At 41.9% G+C, this 19,924-nt stretch carries 24 protein-coding genes; 15 read left to right on the forward strand and 9 right to left on the reverse strand.

The genetic code is table 11. The features are described 5' to 3' along the window. Positions 1–434: 434 nt before the first annotated feature. Positions 435–650, reverse strand: a complete 216-nt coding sequence (locus ACFFRD_RS09775; protein WP_392481311.1) for a hypothetical protein — start codon at positions 648–650, stop codon at positions 435–437. A gap of 176 nt (positions 651–826) precedes the next feature. Here ACFFRD_RS09775 and ACFFRD_RS09780 point away from each other — a divergent pair, with 176 nt between their 5' ends. From ACFFRD_RS09780 to ACFFRD_RS09790, 3 genes are all read left to right on the forward strand, one after another. Continuing rightward, entirely contained in the window at positions 827–1,195 is a 369-nt protein-coding gene (locus ACFFRD_RS09780; RefSeq protein ID WP_392481312.1) for a hypothetical protein, read from the forward strand. A gap of 147 nt (positions 1,196–1,342) precedes the next feature. Next, positions 1,343–1,516: a DUF6888 family protein gene (locus ACFFRD_RS09785; protein WP_392481313.1), complete on the forward strand. Its 174-nt coding sequence runs from the start codon at positions 1,343–1,345 to the stop codon at positions 1,514–1,516. Beyond that, positions 1,513–1,725, forward strand: a complete 213-nt coding sequence (locus ACFFRD_RS09790) for a DUF6887 family protein (protein WP_392481314.1) — start codon at positions 1,513–1,515, stop codon at positions 1,723–1,725. The genes ACFFRD_RS09785 and ACFFRD_RS09790 overlap by 4 nt, the downstream gene beginning before the upstream one ends. A 326-nt stretch (positions 1,726–2,051) precedes the next feature. On the opposite strand, the gene ACFFRD_RS09795 is transcribed toward ACFFRD_RS09790, so the two are convergent. Beyond that, entirely contained in the window at positions 2,052–2,279 is a 228-nt protein-coding gene (locus tag ACFFRD_RS09795) for a hypothetical protein (protein ID WP_392481315.1), read from the reverse strand. A 174-nt stretch (positions 2,280–2,453) separates the two neighbouring features. Here ACFFRD_RS09795 and ACFFRD_RS09800 point away from each other — a divergent pair, with 174 nt between their 5' ends. Next, positions 2,454–5,624, forward strand: coding sequence for a HEAT repeat domain-containing protein (locus ACFFRD_RS09800; protein ID WP_392481316.1), 3,171 nt, complete (start codon positions 2,454–2,456; stop codon positions 5,622–5,624). Positions 5,625–5,862: 238 nt separating this feature from the next. Next, complete coding sequence (locus tag ACFFRD_RS09805) at positions 5,863–6,747, forward strand: Rpn family recombination-promoting nuclease/putative transposase (protein ID WP_392481317.1); 885 nt, start codon at positions 5,863–5,865, stop codon at positions 6,745–6,747. 105 nt (positions 6,748–6,852) lie between these two features. Here ACFFRD_RS09805 and ACFFRD_RS09810 read toward each other — a convergent pair whose 3' ends face one another. The 3 genes from ACFFRD_RS09810 to ndhC are packed head-to-tail and all read right to left on the reverse strand — an operon-like array spanning position 6,853 to position 8,466. Next, positions 6,853–7,383 carry an NAD(P)H-quinone oxidoreductase subunit J gene (locus ACFFRD_RS09810; RefSeq protein WP_392481318.1) on the reverse strand — a complete coding sequence of 177 codons (531 nt, stop codon included), beginning with the start codon at positions 7,381–7,383 and terminating at the stop codon, positions 6,853–6,855. Continuing rightward, positions 7,376–8,113 carry a photosynthetic/respiratory NAD(P)H-quinone oxidoreductase subunit K gene (gene ndhK / locus ACFFRD_RS09815; RefSeq protein ID WP_392481319.1) on the reverse strand — a complete coding sequence of 246 codons (738 nt, stop codon included), beginning with the start codon at positions 8,111–8,113 and terminating at the stop codon, positions 7,376–7,378. The genes ACFFRD_RS09810 and ndhK overlap by 8 nt, the downstream gene beginning before the upstream one ends. Then, positions 8,104–8,466, reverse strand: coding sequence for a photosynthetic/respiratory NAD(P)H-quinone oxidoreductase subunit C (ndhC, locus tag ACFFRD_RS09820; protein ID WP_104908259.1), 363 nt, complete (start codon positions 8,464–8,466; stop codon positions 8,104–8,106). Before ndhC ends, ndhK begins: the two co-directional genes overlap by 10 nt. Positions 8,467–8,801: 335 nt before the next feature. On the opposite strand from ndhC, the gene ACFFRD_RS09825 reads away from it, so the two are divergent. The 6 genes from ACFFRD_RS09825 to ACFFRD_RS09850 all read left to right on the forward strand — a co-directional run bounded on the left by ACFFRD_RS09825 (position 8,802) and on the right by ACFFRD_RS09850 (position 11,297). Further along, positions 8,802–9,137 (forward strand): rubredoxin, encoded by a 336-nt coding sequence (locus ACFFRD_RS09825; RefSeq protein WP_114080394.1) that lies wholly within the window; start codon positions 8,802–8,804, stop codon positions 9,135–9,137. Positions 9,138–9,369: 232 nt separating this feature from the next. Continuing rightward, complete coding sequence (locus tag ACFFRD_RS09830) at positions 9,370–10,389, forward strand: photosynthesis system II assembly factor Ycf48 (protein ID WP_392481320.1); 1,020 nt, start codon at positions 9,370–9,372, stop codon at positions 10,387–10,389. Between the two features lie 191 nt (positions 10,390–10,580). Then, the gene (psbE, locus tag ACFFRD_RS09835; protein WP_012411800.1) at positions 10,581–10,829 is read left to right on the forward strand and encodes a cytochrome b559 subunit alpha; all 249 of its coding nucleotides are present in this window, start codon (positions 10,581–10,583) and stop codon (positions 10,827–10,829) included. 9 nt (positions 10,830–10,838) lie between these two features. After that, complete coding sequence (gene psbF / locus ACFFRD_RS09840; RefSeq protein WP_012411801.1) at positions 10,839–10,976, forward strand: cytochrome b559 subunit beta; 138 nt, start codon at positions 10,839–10,841, stop codon at positions 10,974–10,976. Between the two features lie 8 nt (positions 10,977–10,984). Beyond that, positions 10,985–11,107 carry a photosystem II reaction center protein L gene (locus tag ACFFRD_RS09845; RefSeq protein WP_012411802.1) on the forward strand — a complete coding sequence of 41 codons (123 nt, stop codon included), beginning with the start codon at positions 10,985–10,987 and terminating at the stop codon, positions 11,105–11,107. A 70-nt stretch (positions 11,108–11,177) separates the two neighbouring features. Beyond that, on the forward strand, positions 11,178–11,297 hold the full coding sequence (locus tag ACFFRD_RS09850) for a photosystem II reaction center protein J (protein WP_012411803.1): 120 nt from the start codon (positions 11,178–11,180) through the stop codon (positions 11,295–11,297). A gap of 184 nt (positions 11,298–11,481) precedes the next feature. On the opposite strand, the gene ACFFRD_RS09855 is transcribed toward ACFFRD_RS09850, so the two are convergent. Next, positions 11,482–11,592 carry a photosystem I reaction center subunit VIII gene (locus tag ACFFRD_RS09855; RefSeq protein ID WP_084227157.1) on the reverse strand — a complete coding sequence of 37 codons (111 nt, stop codon included), beginning with the start codon at positions 11,590–11,592 and terminating at the stop codon, positions 11,482–11,484. Between the two features lie 248 nt (positions 11,593–11,840). Then, complete coding sequence (locus ACFFRD_RS09860) at positions 11,841–14,987, reverse strand: hypothetical protein (protein ID WP_392481321.1); 3,147 nt, start codon at positions 14,985–14,987, stop codon at positions 11,841–11,843. Between the two features lie 704 nt (positions 14,988–15,691). Here ACFFRD_RS09860 and ACFFRD_RS09865 point away from each other — a divergent pair. Together ACFFRD_RS09865 and ACFFRD_RS09870 are read left to right on the forward strand one after the other, a co-directional pair. Beyond that, the gene (locus ACFFRD_RS09865) at positions 15,692–15,889 is read left to right on the forward strand and encodes a hypothetical protein (RefSeq protein WP_114080391.1); all 198 of its coding nucleotides are present in this window, start codon (positions 15,692–15,694) and stop codon (positions 15,887–15,889) included. Between the two features lie 81 nt (positions 15,890–15,970). Further along, the gene (locus tag ACFFRD_RS09870) at positions 15,971–16,447 is read left to right on the forward strand and encodes a Tic20 family protein (protein WP_012411806.1); all 477 of its coding nucleotides are present in this window, start codon (positions 15,971–15,973) and stop codon (positions 16,445–16,447) included. A 3-nt stretch (positions 16,448–16,450) separates the two neighbouring features. On the opposite strand, the gene ACFFRD_RS09875 is transcribed toward ACFFRD_RS09870, so the two are convergent. Next, complete coding sequence (locus ACFFRD_RS09875) at positions 16,451–17,224, reverse strand: fumarylacetoacetate hydrolase family protein (protein ID WP_114080390.1); 774 nt, start codon at positions 17,222–17,224, stop codon at positions 16,451–16,453. A gap of 373 nt (positions 17,225–17,597) precedes the next feature. Here ACFFRD_RS09875 and rpsF point away from each other — a divergent pair, with 373 nt between their 5' ends. Both rpsF and ACFFRD_RS09885 read left to right on the forward strand, forming a co-directional pair. Next, complete coding sequence (gene rpsF, locus ACFFRD_RS09880; protein WP_185583142.1) at positions 17,598–17,948, forward strand: 30S ribosomal protein S6; 351 nt, start codon at positions 17,598–17,600, stop codon at positions 17,946–17,948. Positions 17,949–18,209: 261 nt separating this feature from the next. Then, the gene (locus tag ACFFRD_RS09885) at positions 18,210–18,770 is read left to right on the forward strand and encodes an Npun_F5560 family protein (protein ID WP_114080388.1); all 561 of its coding nucleotides are present in this window, start codon (positions 18,210–18,212) and stop codon (positions 18,768–18,770) included. A 469-nt stretch (positions 18,771–19,239) separates the two neighbouring features. On the opposite strand, the gene ACFFRD_RS09890 is transcribed toward ACFFRD_RS09885, so the two are convergent. Then, positions 19,240–19,572, reverse strand: coding sequence for an STAS domain-containing protein (locus tag ACFFRD_RS09890; protein WP_114080387.1), 333 nt, complete (start codon positions 19,570–19,572; stop codon positions 19,240–19,242). Positions 19,573–19,924 lie beyond the last annotated feature (352 nt).

Below are 19,924 nucleotides of genomic sequence, written 5' to 3' on the forward strand. Positions count from 1 at the left end.
CAATGTCTAGGATAGAGTATGCTTACAGAACTTCTTAAATTCCGTTAATAAATAACTACTAAGTGAGTGGTATGTTATGTCTTAAAAAGAGATGCCCTAATACCCAAACCTCAACCTATCAATGAGTAACAGAGGTCAATAATCAATAAGACTGAATGATAGATGATACATTCGATAATTTAAACTGAATGATAGATGATACAGATAACATCCTGAAAGCTACTTAACACATAAATAAAATAAAATTTTCAGTTATAAAAATAAATTTTCAGTGTGCTTCGTCTCATCCTCTTCTAACCGATGCAATGGGTAGCTGTTGTTACTATTCGTTAGTAGTCTGTCAAAGAATAATTAACGAGTACATTCTTTGTAGAGACGGCGATTTATCGCGTCTCTCTAACGTGTCAGTCTTTTAGAGGCAATAAATCGCGTCTCTACATAAGATAAAGCAGCTTCGCGACATCAAAACCAGCATTTGCGACATCAAAACTAGCATTTGCGACATCAAAACCTGCATTTGTGACATCAAAACCTGCATTTGCGACATCAAAACCTGCATTTGCGACATCAAAACCTGCATTTGTGACATCAAAACCTGCATTTGTGACATCAAAACCTGCATTTGCGACTTCAAAACCTGCTTTTCTCAACGAATTTCAGCAAATATACCCGCATTTATCTAGCGGCTAATGCCATCCAATGCTTTTATAATTCTGTAACTTCACTGTGGCTGGTGCATCTGCTCATTGCATATTTTGATGATATATAAATAACTCAGTGTATAAAATTAGGGTTATTTATAAATTAATCCAAACAGGAAAACTATATGACGCAACGGAAACGAAACTCCATGTCACTAACCAAAGCTGAACGACGGATTGAAGGAATGCAGACAATTAACCCTCAGTTAGACTTTAGTAATGGGTTTTCAATTGCTACTTACAACACTAGAGTTATTGAATTACGAGAAAAGCTAGCCGCCTATAATCAAGCACAAACAATAGTAGATAAGACACACAATGCATTATTAGAAGCAGAACGTGAGTTGAATACTTATTCTGAGCAAATGCTGTTGAATGTTGCATCTCGCTATGGCAAAAATAGTGATGAGTATGAGATGGCTGGTGGAACGCGCAGGTCAGACCGCAAGAAACCACGCCCAGTAGTTAACCAAACAGTTTTAAATCAGTCGTGAACAATAAGATACCCGACTTCTCAAAGAAGTCGGGTATCTGAGTCTCTCGATTTTCACAACTCATTTAGGATTGCTATAGATGATTTGATATTTTCCCTTTACCTGCTATTCTGATTCCAAGCTATGCGGTTATGAGGTATACAAATCTTGCCAACTGCTGAACAAGGCATCAGATGTGTCATACTATGTCAATCTTTGACCAATACATTCACTCCTATTTACATTGTCCGCCTCGATGAACAAACAGGTAATGTGTTTATTTTGGCAGGAGATAACATAGAGATAGAAATCTATCGCAATGGTTTTTGGAGGTTCTTGTGATTGAGCCAGAATTTAGCAGCATGAGCAAAAGCGAGTTAAGAACCTTCGTCATTGCTCACCCCGACAACAAAGCAGCGTTTCGTGCTTTTGTTGACCGCTTTACATCTGAAGCGTCTCCAGAGACTTTTGACATCCCAAAATCGAATGCTGAGATTGAAGAAGTTGAAATTTTAATTAAACAAAAATTAGAACAATTAAAAATGAGCTAGATTTTAGGATTTTAATTAGTCCAGCGATGTCTACGACGGGCTACGCCTACGCACCAATTATGATAGAGATGCTGAGTGCGATCGCACTTTTCGTATGAATCCGTGTAACTCTATTCTGGTAAACATTTATAATTTGCGGATGGGTCTATTAGCCCAGAAGTTAACTTCTGGGCGGAATGTGGGGATTAGCTAGATTTTAGGGTTTTAATTAGTGCAGCGATCGCACCAACTAGGATAGAGATGCTGAGTGCGATCGCACTTTGCGTATGAATCCGTATAACTCTATTCTGAAGCCCAGAACTTAACTTCTGGGCGGAATCTGGGCATTAGCTAGATTTTAGGATTTTAATCAGTCCAGCGATCGCACCAATGACGATAGAGATGCTGAGTGCGATCGCAAATGGGCTAGACAATACAGGTGTAAGATCAACTTGGTATGGTGTATTGCCAGCATCAACCACTTGGATAGCTTTTTGCGGCTTTACATTAAGTCTTTCTGCTCCCTTTTTCACTTGCAGGGTGGGGTTCTCTAAGTTTTTATTAACCTTTGTCATTGTCATAACTCCGTTTTATGTGCTTATAAGACAAAGTTACTTTGAGTGATAAGTGCCACGCTGGACATTTAGGGACAAGACAGGGACAGTGATTAATTGACCCTTTCTGACCCTCATAAAATCAAGCAATCTCCTTAAACTATAAATATCCTCATCAGTAAAAATACATTAATTATGGGGGAAACACTGAACCGCAATAGTGTTCAAGTCAATGAACAGGGAAAAGAGAAACTACAAGAAGCTAAAGCTGCAAAACGTAATTATGATGGCAACCTTTGGACTGACTTGGATACTGCAACAGAAGCCGGCGTGAGTGAAAAGACTGTTGAACGTTTTTTCAGTGGTATAACTGTTAGAAGTAAAAGTGCAATCGCGATCGCCAAAGCCTTAGATTTAGAACTAACAGACTTAATTGATGCAAAAGCGACGACTTCGCCACCTGAAATTTTAGCTACTGTTATCAACTGGCGCGAAGTGTGTAGCACGATGCTGGAATCCCATCGGCGGATAAGCAGCAATTTCCTAATGCAGGATGAATGTGCCAGAAAAGACAAAGAACAAATTTATGTTCCTTTAGCGCTGGTGCAACGGACAAAAACAGATAAACGCGACAAGGCTAACTTTTCCCCAGATGTGGGAACACGTCTTTATGAACCGCAGTATGAAACACAGCAACGATTTGAGCATGAGGCTTTCTTAAGTCAGATTCTAGAAAGCGGCGAAGGTAAAACCAAAGGCCAGCAAATAGCTGTGATTGGAGAACCGGGTGCAGGAAAAACAACACTCCTGCAAACTATAGCTTTTTGGGTGTTAGAGAAAAACTTAGGTTTACCAGTCTGGATTTCTCTGGCAGACTTGGGGCGAAATGGTATTTTGACAGATATTCAAACATATATATGTAATAGTTGGCTTGAGCAAGCAATTCCTGCAACACAATTAACTCAGGAAGTGCGGGAAGACTTTACAAACCAAATTCAGCAGAGACAAGTGTGGCTGCTATTAGATGGCGTAGATGAAATGTCTGAAGCGTCTCACCAGCCATTAGAGGAAATTTCCCGTCAGTTGAATGGATGGCTACGTTCATCACGAGTAGTGTTAACTTGTCGGCTGAATGTTTGGCAAGCGGATGTCAACGCCCTAGAAACCTTTGAAACCTATCGCCTACTGGACTTTGACTATCCCCAACAGGTGCATCAGTTTATTGATAACTGGTTTGGAAACCTAAGTGAAAAAGGAGAACGATTAAAGACAGAATTAGACTCTGCCGAACGGCTACGGTTGCGTGACTTGGTGCAAACTCCCCTGCGGTTGGCGTTGTTGTGTGGTATTTGGCAGACTGAGGAGGGGAATTTACCAGAGACAAAAGCGGGATTGTATCATCAATGTGTGCAGCAGTTCTACAGATGGAAACAAAACCGTTTCCGCACCAGTAAAAAAGAACAACATGACTTAAACGAGGCTTTGGGACGTTTAGCCTGGCGGGATATCAACGAAGGTAGTTCACGATTTTGCTTACTGGAAAGTTTTATCAGTGAAGAACTAGGCTATCCAGATGATGAGACTTCGCTGTTTTACAAAGCTTGGCAACTGGGCTGGCTAAATCATGTAGGGATTGCGGCTGAATCTTCTAGCAAAGAAAAGGTTTATGCCTTCTACCATGCCACCTTTGAAGAATATTTCGCCGCCTTAGCTGTTGACGATTGGCACTATTTTCTAAAGCACGTTCCTGAAAACCCAGAACAAGGAATATATCGCATATTTGAACCGCAGTGGAAAGAGGTAATTTTGTTGTGGTTCGGGCGAGAAGATGTAAAAGAGCAACAAAAGAAAGATTTTATCAAAGCGTTAGTAGAATTTGAGGATGGCTGCAACAGTCAGAGTCAAATTCCTGACTGGAAAGGATTTTATGAATATCGAGCCTATTTTATAGCGGCAGCCGGTATCGCCGAGTTTAAAGATTGTGATTTAGCAGATGCGATCGTGAAGCAAATTGTCGCATGGGGCTTTGGTTATTTCAACATTGAAAAACAGCAGTGGCAGAAGTTTGACGAACAGATAGAAGAAAAGGCTAAAACTGTACTGGCAGAAACGGATCGCAAAAAAGCGATCGCGGCATTAGTGGAGTTAATTCGTGATTCTCAAGATGAATCTACCCGGAGGCTAGCGGCAGATAGTTTAGGGGAAATAGCTGAAGATAATCCCACTGCGATCGCGGCATTAGTGGAGTTAATTCGTGATTTTCAAGATGAATCTACCCGGAGGCTAGCGGCAGATAGTTTAGGGAAAATAGCTGAAGATAATCCCACTGCGATCGCGGCATTAGTGGAGTTAATTCGTGATTCTCAATCTGAATTTACCCGTTGGCAAGCGGCATCAAGTTTAGGGAAAATAGCTGAAGATAATCCCACTGCAATCGCGGTATTAGTGGAGTTAATTTGTGATTCTCAATCTGAATTTACCCGGAGGCAAGCGGCATCAAGTTTAGGGAAAATAGCTGAAGATAATCCCACTGCGATCGCGGCATTAGAGGAGTTAATTCGTGATTCTCAAGATGAAGATACCTGTTGGCAAGCGGCAGATAGTTTAGGGAAAATAGCTGAAGATAATCCCACTGCGATCGCGGCATTAGTGGGGTTAATTCGTTATTCTCAAGATGAATCTACCCGTAGGCAAGCGGCAGATAGTTTAGGGAAAATAGCTGAAGATAATCCCACTGCGATCGCGGCATTAGAGGAGTTAATTCGTGATTCTCAAGATGAAGATACCTGTTGGCAAGCGGCAGATAGTTTAGGGAAAATAGCTGAAGATAATCCCACTGCGATCGCGGTATTAGTGGAGTTAATTCGTGATTCTAAAGATGAATCTACCCGTTGGCAAGCGGCATCAAGTTTAGGGAAAATAGCTGAAGATAATCCCACTGTGTTCGCGGTATTAGTGGAGTTAATTCGTGATTCTCAAGATGAAGAAACCCGTAGGCAAGCGGCAGATAGTTTAGGGAAAATAGCTGAAGATAATCCCACTGCGATCGCGGCATTAGTGAAGTTAATTCGTGATTCTCAAGATGAAGAAACCCGTTGGCAAGCGGCATCAAGTTTAGGGAAAATAGCTGAAGATAATCCCACTGCGATCGCGGCATTAGTGGAGTTAATTCGTGATTCTCAATCTGAATTTACCCGTAGGCAAGCGGCAGATAGTTTAGGGGAGATTTTAACAGAATCTGACAAGATGACGGCAGTTGTCACCGCTTTGAAAAATGACTTATCAGATGAGGCTTACAAAGTTATTTGGCACTGCACCCAAACTATGACTTATCCAGCCTTTTATCAAGCTTGGCATAGTGACTGATTCCCACTTCAAAATTTAAAAACTCAACTTACTGATATTCATTCCATCTTTTTATTCAGTGCTATTTAAAGCTGGATTAATGAGATTAAGTAAGGAATTGAAAAAGCGATCGCACTATCTCAAATTCTCTCAGCTTGGGTGCGATCGGTTTTTATAAGTAGTCAAATCAAAAATCTGAATATCTGTAATCCAGTCTTAAGTATAATTATTTTCTAACTTTCAGTACGTTTACAACCCCATGATCAAACCCGCCGATGTCAGCACCAAACGCTTAATTAGCCTTGCACCTGATAACTGGGTAAAATGGGTAACACAAATTCCTGATATTGTTGCTGGCGAAATTCTCAACTCAGAATTTCAGTGGATAAGTCGAGAAAGTGATGTTTTAATCCGTGTCGAAAGTCCCCAGTATGGAAAATTTCTCGTTCTTAACGAATTACAACTCCGCTATAAACCAGAAATGCCGCGCAGGATGCGTGCTTATGCAGCATTTGCAGAAGAAAAATATAATTTGCCAACGTATCCAGTACTAATTAATATCCTCAAGGCAAGTGACGCTGAAATACCGACAAGTTATGCATCAAATATTGCTGGTTTACGTGCTATTCAAGATTACCGTGTCATTAACCTGTGGGAAGTCGATGTAAACATTGCCTTTGCACAACCATTACCATCACTACTTCCATTTGTACCTATCCTCAAAGGAGGTGATAACGAGTCTACAATTCAGGACGTATTGCGAATATTACGTGCAAATGAACAATTGAATCAACTAGAAACAGTATTAGGATTTTTTGCTACGTTTGTATTAGATAGTGCAATAGTTCAGCAAATTTTGAGGTGGGATATGGCACTTTTAGAGCAGTCGCCTTGGTATCAAGAAATTTTTAGCAAAGGGGAAGAACTAGGAGAAGCACGTGGAGAACTGCGAGGAAGAAAGGAGGAATTATATTCAGGGATTGAATTAGCATTAGAAATTAAGTTTGGCAATCAAGGTTTAGAATTGATGTCGATAATCTCTCAAATTGCAGATTTGCAGAAATTAAAAACAATTCAACAGGCAATCAAAACTGTAAATACAGTCAATGAATTACAGCAAGTTTTGTCAAGCAACTTTATATAAAAACACCAAAAACATAACCCCTCTCCGCCACCGGAAAGGGGTTAATGACTGCCGAAACCACTATCTTGTACAGACGCGATTCATCGCGTCTCTATTCAGCAATCTCTAATAAGCGTCTTGCAACTCGTAGAAATCAGGCGAGATGTAATCCTTCCGCAAAGGCCAACCCACCCAATCTTCCGGCATCAAAATCCGCTTGAGATTTGGGTGTCCTTCGTAGATAATGCCGTACATATCGTAAGACTCGCGCTCTTGCCAATCTGCGGTCTTCCAAATCCAGTACACAGATGGCACTACAGGATTTTCCCGTGGTAAGAACACCTTAACTCGAACTTCTTCGGGGCGATCGCTATTATCACCGACTTTAATCAAGTGATACATGCTCACCAATTCTTGTCCTGGGCCAAGGTCTATACCACCTTGACACTGGAGATAATTAAACCCATAAGCATAAAGGGCTGTAGCGGTGGGAAGCAAGAAATCTGCCGACACCTTAATTATCTCTACACCATTCTTATCCGGTGCTAAAAACTCATGGTCAAAGCCGTTTTCCGTCAACCACTGGGAAACCTTACCCGCTTGTACCAATGACTCTTCTTTCTCTGCTGGTACTGGTTTAGATTCTTCTTCAGCCACGGGTTTGTTCCTCCTTTTGTGCCTTTGCTGTCAGTAGTGCAGGTGGTATTGGCATACCAATCGCTTCCGCCAATTCCTTCGGTGGTGCATAGCGAGTTTCTGACTGCAAATACTTACCAGTTAAGATTTCCTCTACTGGCTTCAGGTTATGAGTCGTGCTGTAGTAGCGGTGAGTTTGCTTAATTTTATCCCGCTCTTGCATTGATTCATTGGAGATTTTCTTCCGCAGCTTAATGATTGCGTCGATAATTGCTTCTGGACGGGGAGGACAACCAGGCAAATACACATCCACAGGAATCAATTTATCAACTCCGCGCACTGCCGTGGGGGAATCAACGCTGAACATCCCGCCAGTAATTGTGCAAGCTCCCATCGCAATTACATACTTCGGTTCTGGCATTTGTTCATAAAGACGCACCAGTTGGGGAGCCATCTTCATCGTGATAGTCCCTGCCGTAATAATTAAATCGGCTTGGCGGGGGCTAGAACGGGGAATTAGTCCAAAACGGTCAAAGTCAAATCGGGAGCCAATTAAAGCTGCAAACTCAATAAAGCAGCAAGCAGTACCAAACAGCAAGGGCCACAGACTAGAAAGCCGCGCCCAGTCGTAGAGGTCATCAACCGTCGTCAAAATGACGTTTTCTGAAAGGTCTTGAGTGATTGTAGTCCGCTCAATGGGGTTGATGATTCGCTGTTTGTCCTGAGTTGTTAAATTAGAATTCAAGACCATTCCAAAGCTCCTTTACGCCATGCGTAAACTAAAGCGACTACAAGAATTGCAATAAAGACTAGCGCTTCAATAAAAGCCAATAGCCCCAAACGGTGGAAAGCTACCGCCCAAGGATACAAGAAAACAGTCTCCACATCAAAGACGACGAAGACTAGGGCAAACATGTAGTAGCGGATGTTGAACTGAATCCAGGCTCCCCCGATGGGTTCCATGCCAGATTCATAAGTAGTGCGACGTTCTGGGCTGTAACTACTGGGTCGTAGGAGCTTGGAAGCTGAGAGCGCTAAGGCAGGTACTAGGCTACAGATTATGAAGAAGCCTAGAAGGTACTCGTAACCGCTGAGGACAAACACAATGAGTATCTACCGCTTATGGAGTATTTTAAGTGAGGAGTGGGGAGTGGGAAGATGAGGGAGCAGGGGGAGCAGAGGAAGCAGGGGGAGAATAACTATTGATTTTTTAACCAATGCCTAATGCCCAATGCCTAATGCCCCATACCTAATGCCCAATGCCCAATCCCTTAACTGCGTAACTTTCTTTTACATTATATCTGTTTGGTTTTTCTGAAATCTGGGAAATAGATACACTTCAAGTATTTAATTAGCTTTTGATAGTGATAGAAAAGCCTGACAATTATGTCATAATTTTTAACGTATATTTAAGAATTCTCCTCTGCGAGGCCCTAGCCATGAGCGAACCAGCTGTTGAGACTCCGGTGTTAGACCGCTACGAGTGTCGCGCCTGCGGTTATGTTTACGAACCTGAAAAGGGAGACGACAAGCATGATATTCCTTCAGGGATACTCTTTGCAGAACTGCCTATAAATTGGCGCTGTCCAGTTTGTAGTGCCAAGAAAACCGCTTTTGCCAACATCGGCCCTGCGGGTACTGCATCCGGTTTCAAAGAAAATCTCGGTTACGGTTTGGGTGTCAATAACCTAACGCCAACCCAAAAGAATATCTTAATTTTTGGCGCTTTGGCCCTTGGCTTCTTGTTTTTTATCAGTCTCTACGGCTTACAATGACGGCCGTTATTTGGGAAATAGGGAGTTATTGTGTAATTAAAATCACATAATTGTGTCGTTTTACCAGTTCCGTAGAGCGGCAATGACCCTCAATACCATATTGGGCTAAGATTTTTTGGGATTTTTGGAAAGCTTTTTAATTCCAAATCTACAATCCAAAATCCGAAACTGGTATAAGGTAAACCTTTTACAGAACACCTACAGAAATTTAGAAACAACTTAAGAAATACTAATGCATTCAATTGTGAAAGGTTGGCAACGAATAGCTGCCTTGTTAATAGTAGTCATCATGTGCATCGGTTGTAGCAAAGTTCCTTCTGTTAGCTACAACCCCTGGAAAGTCATTTCTGTACCAACAGACTCGAATCTACTGGATATTGCTTTTACTAATAACCCTGAGCATGGCTACTTAGTAGGTAGCAATGCCACCCTATTGGAAACCAATGACGGTGGTAATACCTGGAAACCAATAACATTACAACTGGATGAGCAAAAGTATCGTTTTGACTCAGTAAGTTTTGCAGGTAAAGAAGGCTGGATTGCTGGAGAGCCTGGACTGTTGCTGCACACTACCGATGAAGGTGCTTCTTGGTCGCGTATTCCCCTGAGTGAAAAGCTACCAGGTAGCCCGATCGCAGTTAAGGCATTAGCAGACAATACAGCTGAAATGGCTACTGATGTGGGAGCCATATATAAAACTACAGACGGCGGCAAAAACTGGAAAGCCCAGGTGGAATCAGCCGTTGGTGTAGTGCGTAACTTGGAACGTTCTGCTGATGGTAAATATATTGCAGTTTCCGCTAAGGGTAGTTTCTACTCGACTTGGGAACCAGGGCAAGATGCTTGGGTACCTCATAACCGCAATAATTCTCGGCGGTTAGAAAACATGGGTTTTACTGAAAATGGGCAATTGTGGTTGCTAGCTAGAGGAGGTCAAGTTCAGTTTAGTGACCCAACTAAACCTGAAGAATGGCAAGAGGCAAAATATCCAGAGTTATCCACCAGTTGGGGTTTACTGGATTTGGCATATCGTACACCCGATGAAATTTGGGTAGGTGGCGGTAGCGGTAATTTGCTACGCAGTGGCGATGGTGGCAAAACCTGGGAAAAAGACCGTGACATAGAAGAAGTTGCCGCTAATTTGTATAAGATTGTGTTCTTAGAGCCAGAACGGGGATTTATAATTGGCGATCGCGGCGTTTTGCTCAAATATTTACCAAACCCTGAAACCACTTCCCCAGAGGCGGCTTAGTGAGTGGGGAGTGAAGAAGGGAATAGGGTACAGGTTACAGGTTACAGATTATTCCCTCTCCCCTGTCACCTATAACCTCTCCCCTAATCCCAATATCTAATTTCTGAGAAGAACTTTGCAACTTGTAACTCTTTCTTAACTTTGTAGGATAATAAACTCAATAACACTCTATGTATAAGGTAGGGATCTAAATGTCAGGTACCACTGGAGAACGTCCGTTTTCGGACATCATTACTAGCGTTCGTTACTGGGTAATTCACAGCATCACCATCCCAGCATTGTTTATTGCTGGTTGGCTATTTGTCAGCACCGGACTGGCTTATGATGCTTTTGGTACACCCCGTCCCAATGAGTATTTCACACCAGCACGGCAAGAAGTGCCTATTGTGAAGAACCGTTTTGAAGCTAAAAAACAAGTTGAACAATTTATTGGAAAGTAGTTTGAGATCATGACTAGCGGCAATAACATCAATCAACCAGTTACCTATCCAATTTTTACCGTTAGATGGCTGGCAGTACACACTTTAGGTGTACCAACTGTATTCTTTTTAGGCGCGATCGCCGCAATGCAATTTATTCACCGTTAGGAGCAATTATGGTAGAAAGATCGCCCAATCCCAATAATCAGCCGGTTGAACTAAACCGGACTTCGCTATACCTGGGACTACTACTAGTTTTCGTTCTGGGGATTCTGTTTTCTAGTTACTTCTTTAACTAACTGGAACTACTCTTTTTAATTTTTGTTTGTTGAGCGTGTGTTGATTTGTTGTTAAGGGAGGAGAGAAGCTGTGTCTGGAAGTGGGAGAATTCCCCTGTGGGTCGTCGCTACGATCGCAGGTTTAGGTATAATTACAGTCTTGGGCATTTTCTTTTATGGTGCCTACGCCGGACTCGGTTCTTCGATTTAACATTAGTTAGTTTGAACCGAACATTATAAGTTAGGATTTTCTAGCATTTGTTGAGAAATCAACCTTAAAAAACCGCCTGTCTCTATGAGATAGGCGGTATTAATTTTGGTCAATAGTCATTTGTCCTTTATCCTTTGTCATTTGTTTTTCGCAAATGACTAATGACTAATGACTCATGACTAAATCAGCTGATATCGTCGCTTTCAATGTATAAAAACAGAAATGCGAAGGTTATAGCTGGCAAAACCCAACCAATGATGGGAACGAAAATAGAAGGCAAAAAGGAAGCTGCCATAGTAAAGTTCCTGCTAAATAACACTACAATTCAAAATGAGCTTACTGCAAATTCTGCCAGATTTTTGAAATTCTAAAGATTTTTAACACAGCCCATCTTGGGAGAGAAGGGGAGCAGGGGGTAGGGAGCAGGGGAGACAAGGGGACAAGATGTGAGAACTTGAAACAAGTCTTTCCCCTTGTCCCCAATTCTCCTTGTCCCCAATTCCTCTTGCCCATGCCCAATTCCCAATTCCCAATTCCCTAAAGTTACATACCCAGTAGTTCATCTAGCTGCAAGTTAGGCAAGTCTGGAGGAATTACAGTCCGTACTGTTGTGACTTTATGGCTCTCTTGTTGGGTTGTCAAATCAAGTGCGATCGCTTCTATGCGAATTTCTATACAGCCAAAGGGAATCTTTAATTGTGTCATTACTTCCAAGCCTCCCAATGCACTAGGTAGTAAATTTGTCAATAAATGGGGCCCATCTAGTAACCAGCGAGTTTGATAATCTTCAACCCATAACTTTACAACCACTTGGGGAGGTACTTCAGGCAGTACTACGCGCACTATGATCAACTTGTCGGCGATTAGTTCGCCTTCTGGTACATACAGTTGCGGAATTGGCAACGGCTCAATGGCTCCCGTAGTTATGGATAGAGAAGGGGATAAAGCTAACAATGGTTCCCTATCTTCTTCTAATAAGTAATTATTCGTTGCATCGGCTTCTAGTTCACTATATGTATCATCTACAACGATTTCTTGCGCCAACCAAGCTGACGCTATATTTACTTTTATGGGAGGAGGGGGAGGCGGTAGTTGTCTTACCAGAGCCATTGAAAGCGTTGATTCAGATACTTTTTCTACCACCGGATCTTCCACTGTCTCTAAATCAGCTTCATTTGCTGTGTCTGCATCTTCCCCTAAGTTCTCAAGATCAAAAACCGACTCTTGGCTTTCTTCCCACGTCTCTGTTGGATCATCCAGACTTAATGGCAAGTCGACATCAACATCGGGAGTTCCAGCACTCAGAAAAAGCTGGGTCTGCTGGGCTGGAAAATTGCGATCGTAGTTTTGAGATTCCAGTTCATTAATGGATTCAGGCAAAGAGTATCCTTGGCTCTGCATCCATTTCCTCAGTAAGGGAGATGAGTACAGGTTGCCTGTTGTAATAAATTGTGCATTTGGCTGGGCTTCTACCTCAGCAACAGATTCTTCCTGAAATTGTTCATTTGGCTGGGCTTCTACCTCAGCAACAAATTCTTCCTGAAATCGTTCATTTGGCTGGGTTCCCATCTCAGCAACAGATTCTTCCTGAAATTGTGCATTTGGCTGGGCTTCTATCTCAGTAACAGATTCTTCCTGAAATTGTGAATCATCTAGCACTAATTCCGGTATATTCTCATCCTCAGCTACAGTTGCGTCTAATTGTGGGAATTCTTCAGCCGCTTCAACTTCCAATGTATCTGGAGGGACATTATTTTTTACTTCTTCTTCTGCATCACCTGGCAAAGCTTGTACCCGTCTCAAGTATGGAAAAGTCGTATCGAGTATTGACATTCGACGTTGCTTGATAACTAACTGCTCCAAGTTGATAGCAGCTATAGTTGTATCCTTTTCTAGAAGTTCCTCTTGTGTAGGGGATTCTGCAATAGCATCTGTGTGGGGGTTGGCATCGATTTGAAGAGGTGGCAATTTCGGCAATTGAGGCGAATTGCCTGAATTTTTAGATTTCCGCAGAGTGGTTTCTCGCAGAACTTGCAGGTTAATTTGTGGCGGTAGGGCTGTATTTGGAGATGGATCGAGTATCTGGGACTGATCTGTTTTTGAAATCTTGACCAGATTGAATAGTTTTAAATCGATCCTCACGGCGGTCTCTGGCTCTGTGGAAGCATCAGGCGAGTCCGATGGGGCTATAGGGTCATTTAAGGATGTACTAGGTTTTGCTGCGGCTGTTATTGCCAGTAATTCTGTTACATCTGCTGTAATGGTGAAGGACTGGCTGGCTAACCTGATGATTTCATCAACATCGGTGAATCGACCATACAAACTGATATCTCCCAAAATTAACTTCGATTCAAAGTCAGCAGGAATATCAATTGAGGTATTGATGGTGAAGGGCAACTCCTGGTCTGGTAAGTGCCGTATCTGAGTCAAGATTTCCGACTCTAGGGGCGATCGCAGTTCAATTCCTAGTTCAAGCGCCTGCAAGCTTTTTGGAGATAATGTTTCACCCTGCTCTAAATTTGTCTTGTCTTTAAGTTCTATGTGCCCATTGATTGTTAAAGCCTGTCCCCAACGAGCAATATAACTATCTTGATCTAAAGTTAACAATAAGGGTAGTTCTGCTGCTGGCGAATCTGTAACCTCTTCATCATTCAGAAGCAGTTCAGAATCGGGTAAAGCTAAATCTATTAAATTTTGTAAAATTTGCTCTGCCGTCTCACCTTTGAGCCATACAGGACTCACAGGATCATCGATAACTATATCTTTTCCCGTTTCATCTGGAACAACTGTGGTAGCCAATTCTGCCGAAACTGCGATCGCTTCATCTAAAGTAATTACAGTTTCTTCTGGAGCAGTATCCAAATTCTCTTTATCTGGAACAACTGTGGTAGCCAATTCTGCCGAAACTGCGATCGCTTCATCTAAAGTAATTACAGGTTCTGCCGGGGCAGTATCCAAGTTCTCTTCCTCTGGAACAACTGTGGTAACAGGGTTGCTGTCTGTAGCAATTTCCAATTCTGCCGAAACTGCGATCGCTTCATCTAGAGTAATTACAGGTTCTTCTGGAGCAGTATCCAAATTCTCTTCATCTGGAACAACTGTGGTAGCCAATTCTGCCGAAACTGCGATCGCTTCATCTAAAGTAATTACAGGTTCTTCTGGGGCAGCATCCAAATTCTCTTCATCTGGAACAACTGTGGTAGCCAATTCTGCCGAAACTGCGATCGCTTCATCTAGAGTAATTGCACGTTCTTCCGGGGCAGTATCCAAGTTTTCAGAAACAGTATCAGCCTGATTAAGTAAATTTGACTCTAGATTTTTCCTTTGCTCTGCCTCTTCTTCCTCAGACAATACTTTAATTTGGACACTGTATTGCCAAGATTTACCGAGTAAATCCGACATCAAATCGCCGTTACAGCGCAACTCCCAAACTCCCGCATCAAAGTAAGTAAAGGGAATTACCGCCATTAAGCCTTCTGAATTAGTGCGACGCGATCGCTTGAAAATTCGCCGCGTTGGTTGAATTTCCTGAGTTGAAGAGTGAGTTACCCGCACTTCCACGTCTGTATTCGAAAAGCTAGAACGAGCCAAAACTCTATACTGCCCTTCCAAAATTTCCAAATTTGGCGATTCTAGGATATGCCACGAGCGAGCGCCTTGTTTCTGTATCAGAAATTGCCAGTGTTCCATTGTGAGTGATGCCCAGACCGACGAGCCTCTGAGTAATATTGTGTATTAACTTGCTTGCAAGTTTACCCCAGTATTTTGTAAATGTACCCCTTAAATAGCTATCAAGTTAACTCCGTTTTACCGGAAAATTCAATGGATCGCCGTGTTGCTTGTGTGTAAAGCTTTTGTTGTTTCCTGAATATTAACTTTGGCACTCTTCACGGCTAAATTAACAGGAATACAATGAACACCGTTGGCTGTCTACGATCAAAATTAATAGGAATATTTTTGTATCATTTTTTACTACAAATGTCAAATTTGCAATAAACACAACATACAATAAAAATTAAGATTCACTTGACAATTGTTCTTGAATTGTGGTCATCTACATTTTTGCTACAAAAAGGAAGGTAGGATGTGGCTCTTAAGTGTGATTTGCGATCGCCTCCGGCAGATGCAAAGCGTCATCGCAAATCCACAGTTAATCGCGTAGCACGCGCCCAACTTACCTGAACCCGGATTTCTCACGCATAGTGTAGGCAGAGGGAGAAGAGGAGTGTGGGGAGTGTGGGGAGTGTGGGGGGTAAGACTTCTTCCCCATCCTCCCACACCTCCCACACCCCTTGGATTTCTCACTTGTGAGAAATCCAGGCTGAAGCGGTTCAAAAAAGTATCCTCACCTGAGTGAAATGTAGGTGACAATAAGGATTTACAGGAGGGATTCGATGCTAGTCATTTTAATGGACGAGCAAATCCTTGCCCCTGAGCAAGTTTGCCAGTCTTGTTTACTCGCTGACAGGAGCGGTCAACCCCGTTGGCGTGGAGGTGAACTACGCTGTGGTCAAGCCATTCGCAAACTTACTCAACAGCAGCCAGACCAGTATGAGTGCATGATGGGCTTTCGCGTTGCCCATATAGAATAGTTTAATTTACCAGCAAGACCAAGTAACTGCGTTATCCTAAGCTCAAGTAACTATATAAATTTAACCACAGGAGAACGCATAATGTCTTGGCGCGGGTCTACAACGGTTTCAGATAGAATTTTTGCTTGTTTGCCTTATTTGCTTCCTCTAATTGAGGTTTTTGTATTTGGTAGATATTTGCTATCAGATTTTCCACCGCTACAACTACTGTTTCTGCCGCTTCTGCCATTGTTGAGAATTTATTACGGCGTGCGTTATGCAGGAATGATTATTTTCTTTGCTTTATTTTTGCTAGTAGTCAGAAACGAAAAAATTAGTCACTTTATTCGTTTCAACACCATGCAAGCAATCCTTTTGGATATCATTATCTTTTTGTTTAACATCCTCACTGATGTTGTGGGACTAGTTCCCGTTGGTGGTTTTGCAATCCAAACTCTATCCACAACCATTTTTATCGGCATAGTGGGAGCAGTTGCATATTCAGTAATCCAGTCTGTAAGCGGGCGTTATGCAGAAATCCCAGCAATTTCGGATGCAGTGTACATGCAAGTACGCTAGTCGTTAACGAGCCACTACGGTGTTTTCCAGGCGACCAATACCTTCAATTTCGACGCGGACGCGATCGCCTGGATGTAATTGACTTACACCCTCTGGTGTACCTGTAAGTATCAAATCACCGGGTAATAGCGTCATCACCTGGCTAATGTAGGAAACTAAAACATCAGGGGAAAATACCATCTGATCAATACAGGCAGATTGAACCGGGTTAATATCGTCATTCACAAAAGTCTGCAATCTCGCTCCTGGATTTAACTCCCGCACAATCCAAGGGCCCAAAGGACAGAAAGTATCAAAACCTTTAGCTCGCGTCCATTGAGCATCCAGTTTTTGTAAATCCCGTGCTGTTACGTCATTGGCAATGGTGTAGCCCCAAATTTTTGTTTGGGCTACCTCTGGTGTACATTCAAAAGCGTAATCGCCAATCACTAATGCTAACTCTCCTTCGTAGTCAACTCTTTGTGACTGGGGAGGATACTTAATTTCCCTCTCAGATGGAATGATAGTCGTGGGTGGCTTGAGAAAAATTAGTGGTTCAGAAGGTACTGGAGTTCCCATTTCGGCTGCATGTTCTGCGTAATTCTTACCCACCGCCACAATTTTTGAGGGAGCGCAAGGAGCCAGAATTTGATAATTTTCTGGTGTCAAAATTAAATCAGTTGGTTGTCCTTGTAACCAGGGCGGAGCATCTAGCACCTGTACATTGAGGGATAGTTGTAGTATCCCATAGTAAATCTGTCCTTCTTGATTTTGAATTCGCACGTAGCGCTGTGCCATAACCTTGATGAATATCCTTTTATCTGCGATTAGAAACTTTGAGCGGGAGTAATTCTGAGTTAGCTTTTTAGCAAACCGATTTAGCGTTGAGCCTGAAAGCTGCTATAGAAGATGTCCTTACAGAAAGATATTGTCGTCTCCTCACTCCCCTTGCGGGTCAGTAAGAGGCTCTGTAGGTAGCCTTACGACCTAGTTTTAATTAGGGACATCCAAAATATACAAACTTCGGCGATTTGGCTAATGATTCAAATTGAAAACTGGTAAGATTATAGTTCCTTGTTGCTTCCGATGTTGATTAATACTAGTATTTTAAATTTAAATCAAGTATAAATTAATATCAGCAACCTTTTTGTCCATAAGGAAACTGGAAAATATGACTACAAATTACGAAACAATGTACATCCTCCGTCCCGACCTAGGAGACGAACAGGCAGAGCAAGCAATTACTAAATATCAGAATTTGCTTCGCGATCAAGGCGCTGAGGATATCCAAATTCAAAATCGTGGTAAGCGTCGTCTAGCTTATGAAATCAAAAAACACCGCGATGGGATCTATATCCAGTTAAACTACACTGCGCCTGCAACTGCGATCGCTCCTTTTGAACGCGCTATGCGCTTGAGTGAAGAAGTGATTCGCTATTTGACAATTAAGCAGGATATCGCCGAGGAAAAACCCCCTAAAGAGGAAAAGGAAAAGCCCACTAAAGTAGCTGCACCTGTCTAAAGATTAGGGAGCAGGGGACAAGGGGACAAGGGGACAAGAAGTGAGAACTTGAAACAAGTCTTTCCCCTTGTCCCCAATTCTCCTTGTCCCCTTGTCCTTTTCTCAATTCCCAATTCCCAATTCCCATTCAGTAAAATTTTGTCTTCTTCTTTTTTCGTAACTTATTTGGGAATGCTAAATTAACAAATACTTGCCAAAGGTAGTACTCCCGCAGTTATACCTAAGAGTGGACAAGATTCTGAATGGGAGCTGTAAGCTACTGTGAGCCAATCTGATACACCAAATATTCAAGTTCTCTCTACGGAAGTTTCGCAGCTACGCCAAGAGCTGCAACTCCGCGATCAATTAGTGCAACAACTATCTCAAGAACTCTTCCGGCTAGTAAAGGGTAATACTAGTTTTATGCCCCAGCAGCCGGATCTTGAGCGCGATCTGAGCCAGTTACAGGCATTACAAGAACAACTCCAAGCTGTTGAGCAACAGGTGGCGTTCTACCAAGAGCAAATTACAACTCGTGACTCCGAAATTTATCAATTGCGACAGTCAGTCCAAGAACTTACAGATCGCACTCGGATGTTAGAGCAAGTAGTACAAGAGTTGCCTCAAATTTACCGTCGAAAGTTTGAGGAGCGGATGACACCAGTGAGAGAAAAGGTAGCAATGCTACAACGAGAAAATCGCAAACTGCAAGCAGAACTGCAAAGTGTGAGTTACCGTTTAGCACTCAAAACTCGCAATGCTAGTCACAGTGGAATTGATTTGCCAAATTTTCCCCGCCCAGCGTCGGAACAAACTAATCTTTCAACTCCCCAGAATGCCTAAAGTTACCATTATGGTGGAATCGAAGAGGTAAGAAATTGTCATAGCAAAGCATCTTGGAGACATCCAGGTAATACATTAAGGTAAAAATCACTATAGAGTTAGAAATAACGCAAAGGCTAATATTCTAACCTTTCTTACCTCTTGCTTCCTTGCGTTAGTTGCGTCGGATTTAGAGCAATTAGCTTCGAGTAATTTAATAGTGCTAGGGAAGAATGCAAAGAATTGCATTTTCTTTGACTGATTTTAGTAATTTTCCGCTTTTAGATGTCGTTAAGACCACCTAGATTAAAGCCATGAGTTTTCCTTAACATCTCATTATCTAGATAATATAAAAAATCAGCCTGCTAGCACCAGACTGTTATCTTTGACGATGTGAGAATATTTGGGGAAATGTGAAAAAATGCAAATACTGATTGACTCTACCATCCATCTATAGGTAGATTTATTATCTAAGCCTGCTAGCACCAGACTAAATATCTTCGCCAGTAAAAATGTCTTCGTAAGTGGGAAAAATTTCAAATACTGTATCTAGCTGGGTAAGTTCCAAAATTAGCCGTACAGGAGTTTGCACGTTGCATAGAACTAAACGGCAACCGCTCTGACGTGCAGCTTTCAACCCTTTGACTAAAGGGACTAACCCAGAACTGTCCATGAAATTAACCTTTGCTAAGTCAATAACCCAGAGTTGATGAGCTTGAGGCACTACTCCAGCCATCTGTTCACTCAAAGCCTTTCCGCCTTCTAAATCTATGCTTCCTTGGGGCTTAAACAAAATAACTTGAAGTTCTTGTGTGAGAATCATAAATTCAACAGGGTAATTGAACACTTGACTAAAAATCGAAAAATGACATAAATACCTCTTCTCTTTCAACGGCAAAATGACTGTTTTCCCTAGATATTTAGGGGATTTCAGCCTTGCAATTGAAAGTAATTATTTCAGTATTCATGTCGTATAATTTGTGATAACTTTCATAAATATAGGCATAATGACTTTATAATTTCGGTATCAACCGTATCTTTTACGAAATTTTTATAATTTAACTAGAGATATATAAAGTTTTTGTAATTTCTTTTTATTTATTTTTAAATAAAATTAACTTGTGGTAGGAAATGCTAAGATTTATACAGCTAATACTCAAAAATTAATAGTTTCC

This window comes from Nostoc sp. C110 (assembly GCF_043099725.1).
GTDB classification, from domain to species: domain Bacteria; phylum Cyanobacteriota; class Cyanobacteriia; order Cyanobacteriales; family Nostocaceae; genus Nostoc; species Nostoc muscorum_A.

Coding starts and splice junctions, on each gene's coding strand:
- ACFFRD_RS09860 (WP_392481321.1), bottom strand. CDS start 14,987: ATGGAACACTGGCAATTTCTGATACAGAAACAAGGCGCTCGCTCGTGG.
- ACFFRD_RS09780 (WP_392481312.1), top strand. CDS start 827: ATGACGCAACGGAAACGAAACTCCATGTCACTAACCAAAGCTGAACGA.
- psbE (WP_012411800.1), top strand. CDS start 10,581: ATGTCAGGTACCACTGGAGAACGTCCGTTTTCGGACATCATTACTAGC.
- ACFFRD_RS09865 (WP_114080391.1), top strand. CDS start 15,692: ATGCTAGTCATTTTAATGGACGAGCAAATCCTTGCCCCTGAGCAAGTT.
- ACFFRD_RS09890 (WP_114080387.1), bottom strand. CDS start 19,572: ATGATTCTCACACAAGAACTTCAAGTTATTTTGTTTAAGCCCCAAGGA.
- rpsF (WP_185583142.1), top strand. CDS start 17,598: ATGACTACAAATTACGAAACAATGTACATCCTCCGTCCCGACCTAGGA.
- ACFFRD_RS09825 (WP_114080394.1), top strand. CDS start 8,802: ATGAGCGAACCAGCTGTTGAGACTCCGGTGTTAGACCGCTACGAGTGT.
- ACFFRD_RS09875 (WP_114080390.1), bottom strand. CDS start 17,224: ATGGCACAGCGCTACGTGCGAATTCAAAATCAAGAAGGACAGATTTAC.
- psbF (WP_012411801.1), top strand. CDS start 10,839: ATGACTAGCGGCAATAACATCAATCAACCAGTTACCTATCCAATTTTT.
- ndhK (WP_392481319.1), bottom strand. CDS start 8,113: ATGGTCTTGAATTCTAATTTAACAACTCAGGACAAACAGCGAATCATC.
- ACFFRD_RS09855 (WP_084227157.1), bottom strand. CDS start 11,592: ATGGCAGCTTCCTTTTTGCCTTCTATTTTCGTTCCCATCATTGGTTGG.
- ACFFRD_RS09800 (WP_392481316.1), top strand. CDS start 2,454: ATGGGGGAAACACTGAACCGCAATAGTGTTCAAGTCAATGAACAGGGA.
- ACFFRD_RS09845 (WP_012411802.1), top strand. CDS start 10,985: ATGGTAGAAAGATCGCCCAATCCCAATAATCAGCCGGTTGAACTAAAC.
- ACFFRD_RS09805 (WP_392481317.1), top strand. CDS start 5,863: ATGATCAAACCCGCCGATGTCAGCACCAAACGCTTAATTAGCCTTGCA.
- ACFFRD_RS09830 (WP_392481320.1), top strand. CDS start 9,370: ATGCATTCAATTGTGAAAGGTTGGCAACGAATAGCTGCCTTGTTAATA.
- ACFFRD_RS09870 (WP_012411806.1), top strand. CDS start 15,971: ATGTCTTGGCGCGGGTCTACAACGGTTTCAGATAGAATTTTTGCTTGT.
- ACFFRD_RS09795 (WP_392481315.1), bottom strand. CDS start 2,279: ATGACAAAGGTTAATAAAAACTTAGAGAACCCCACCCTGCAAGTGAAA.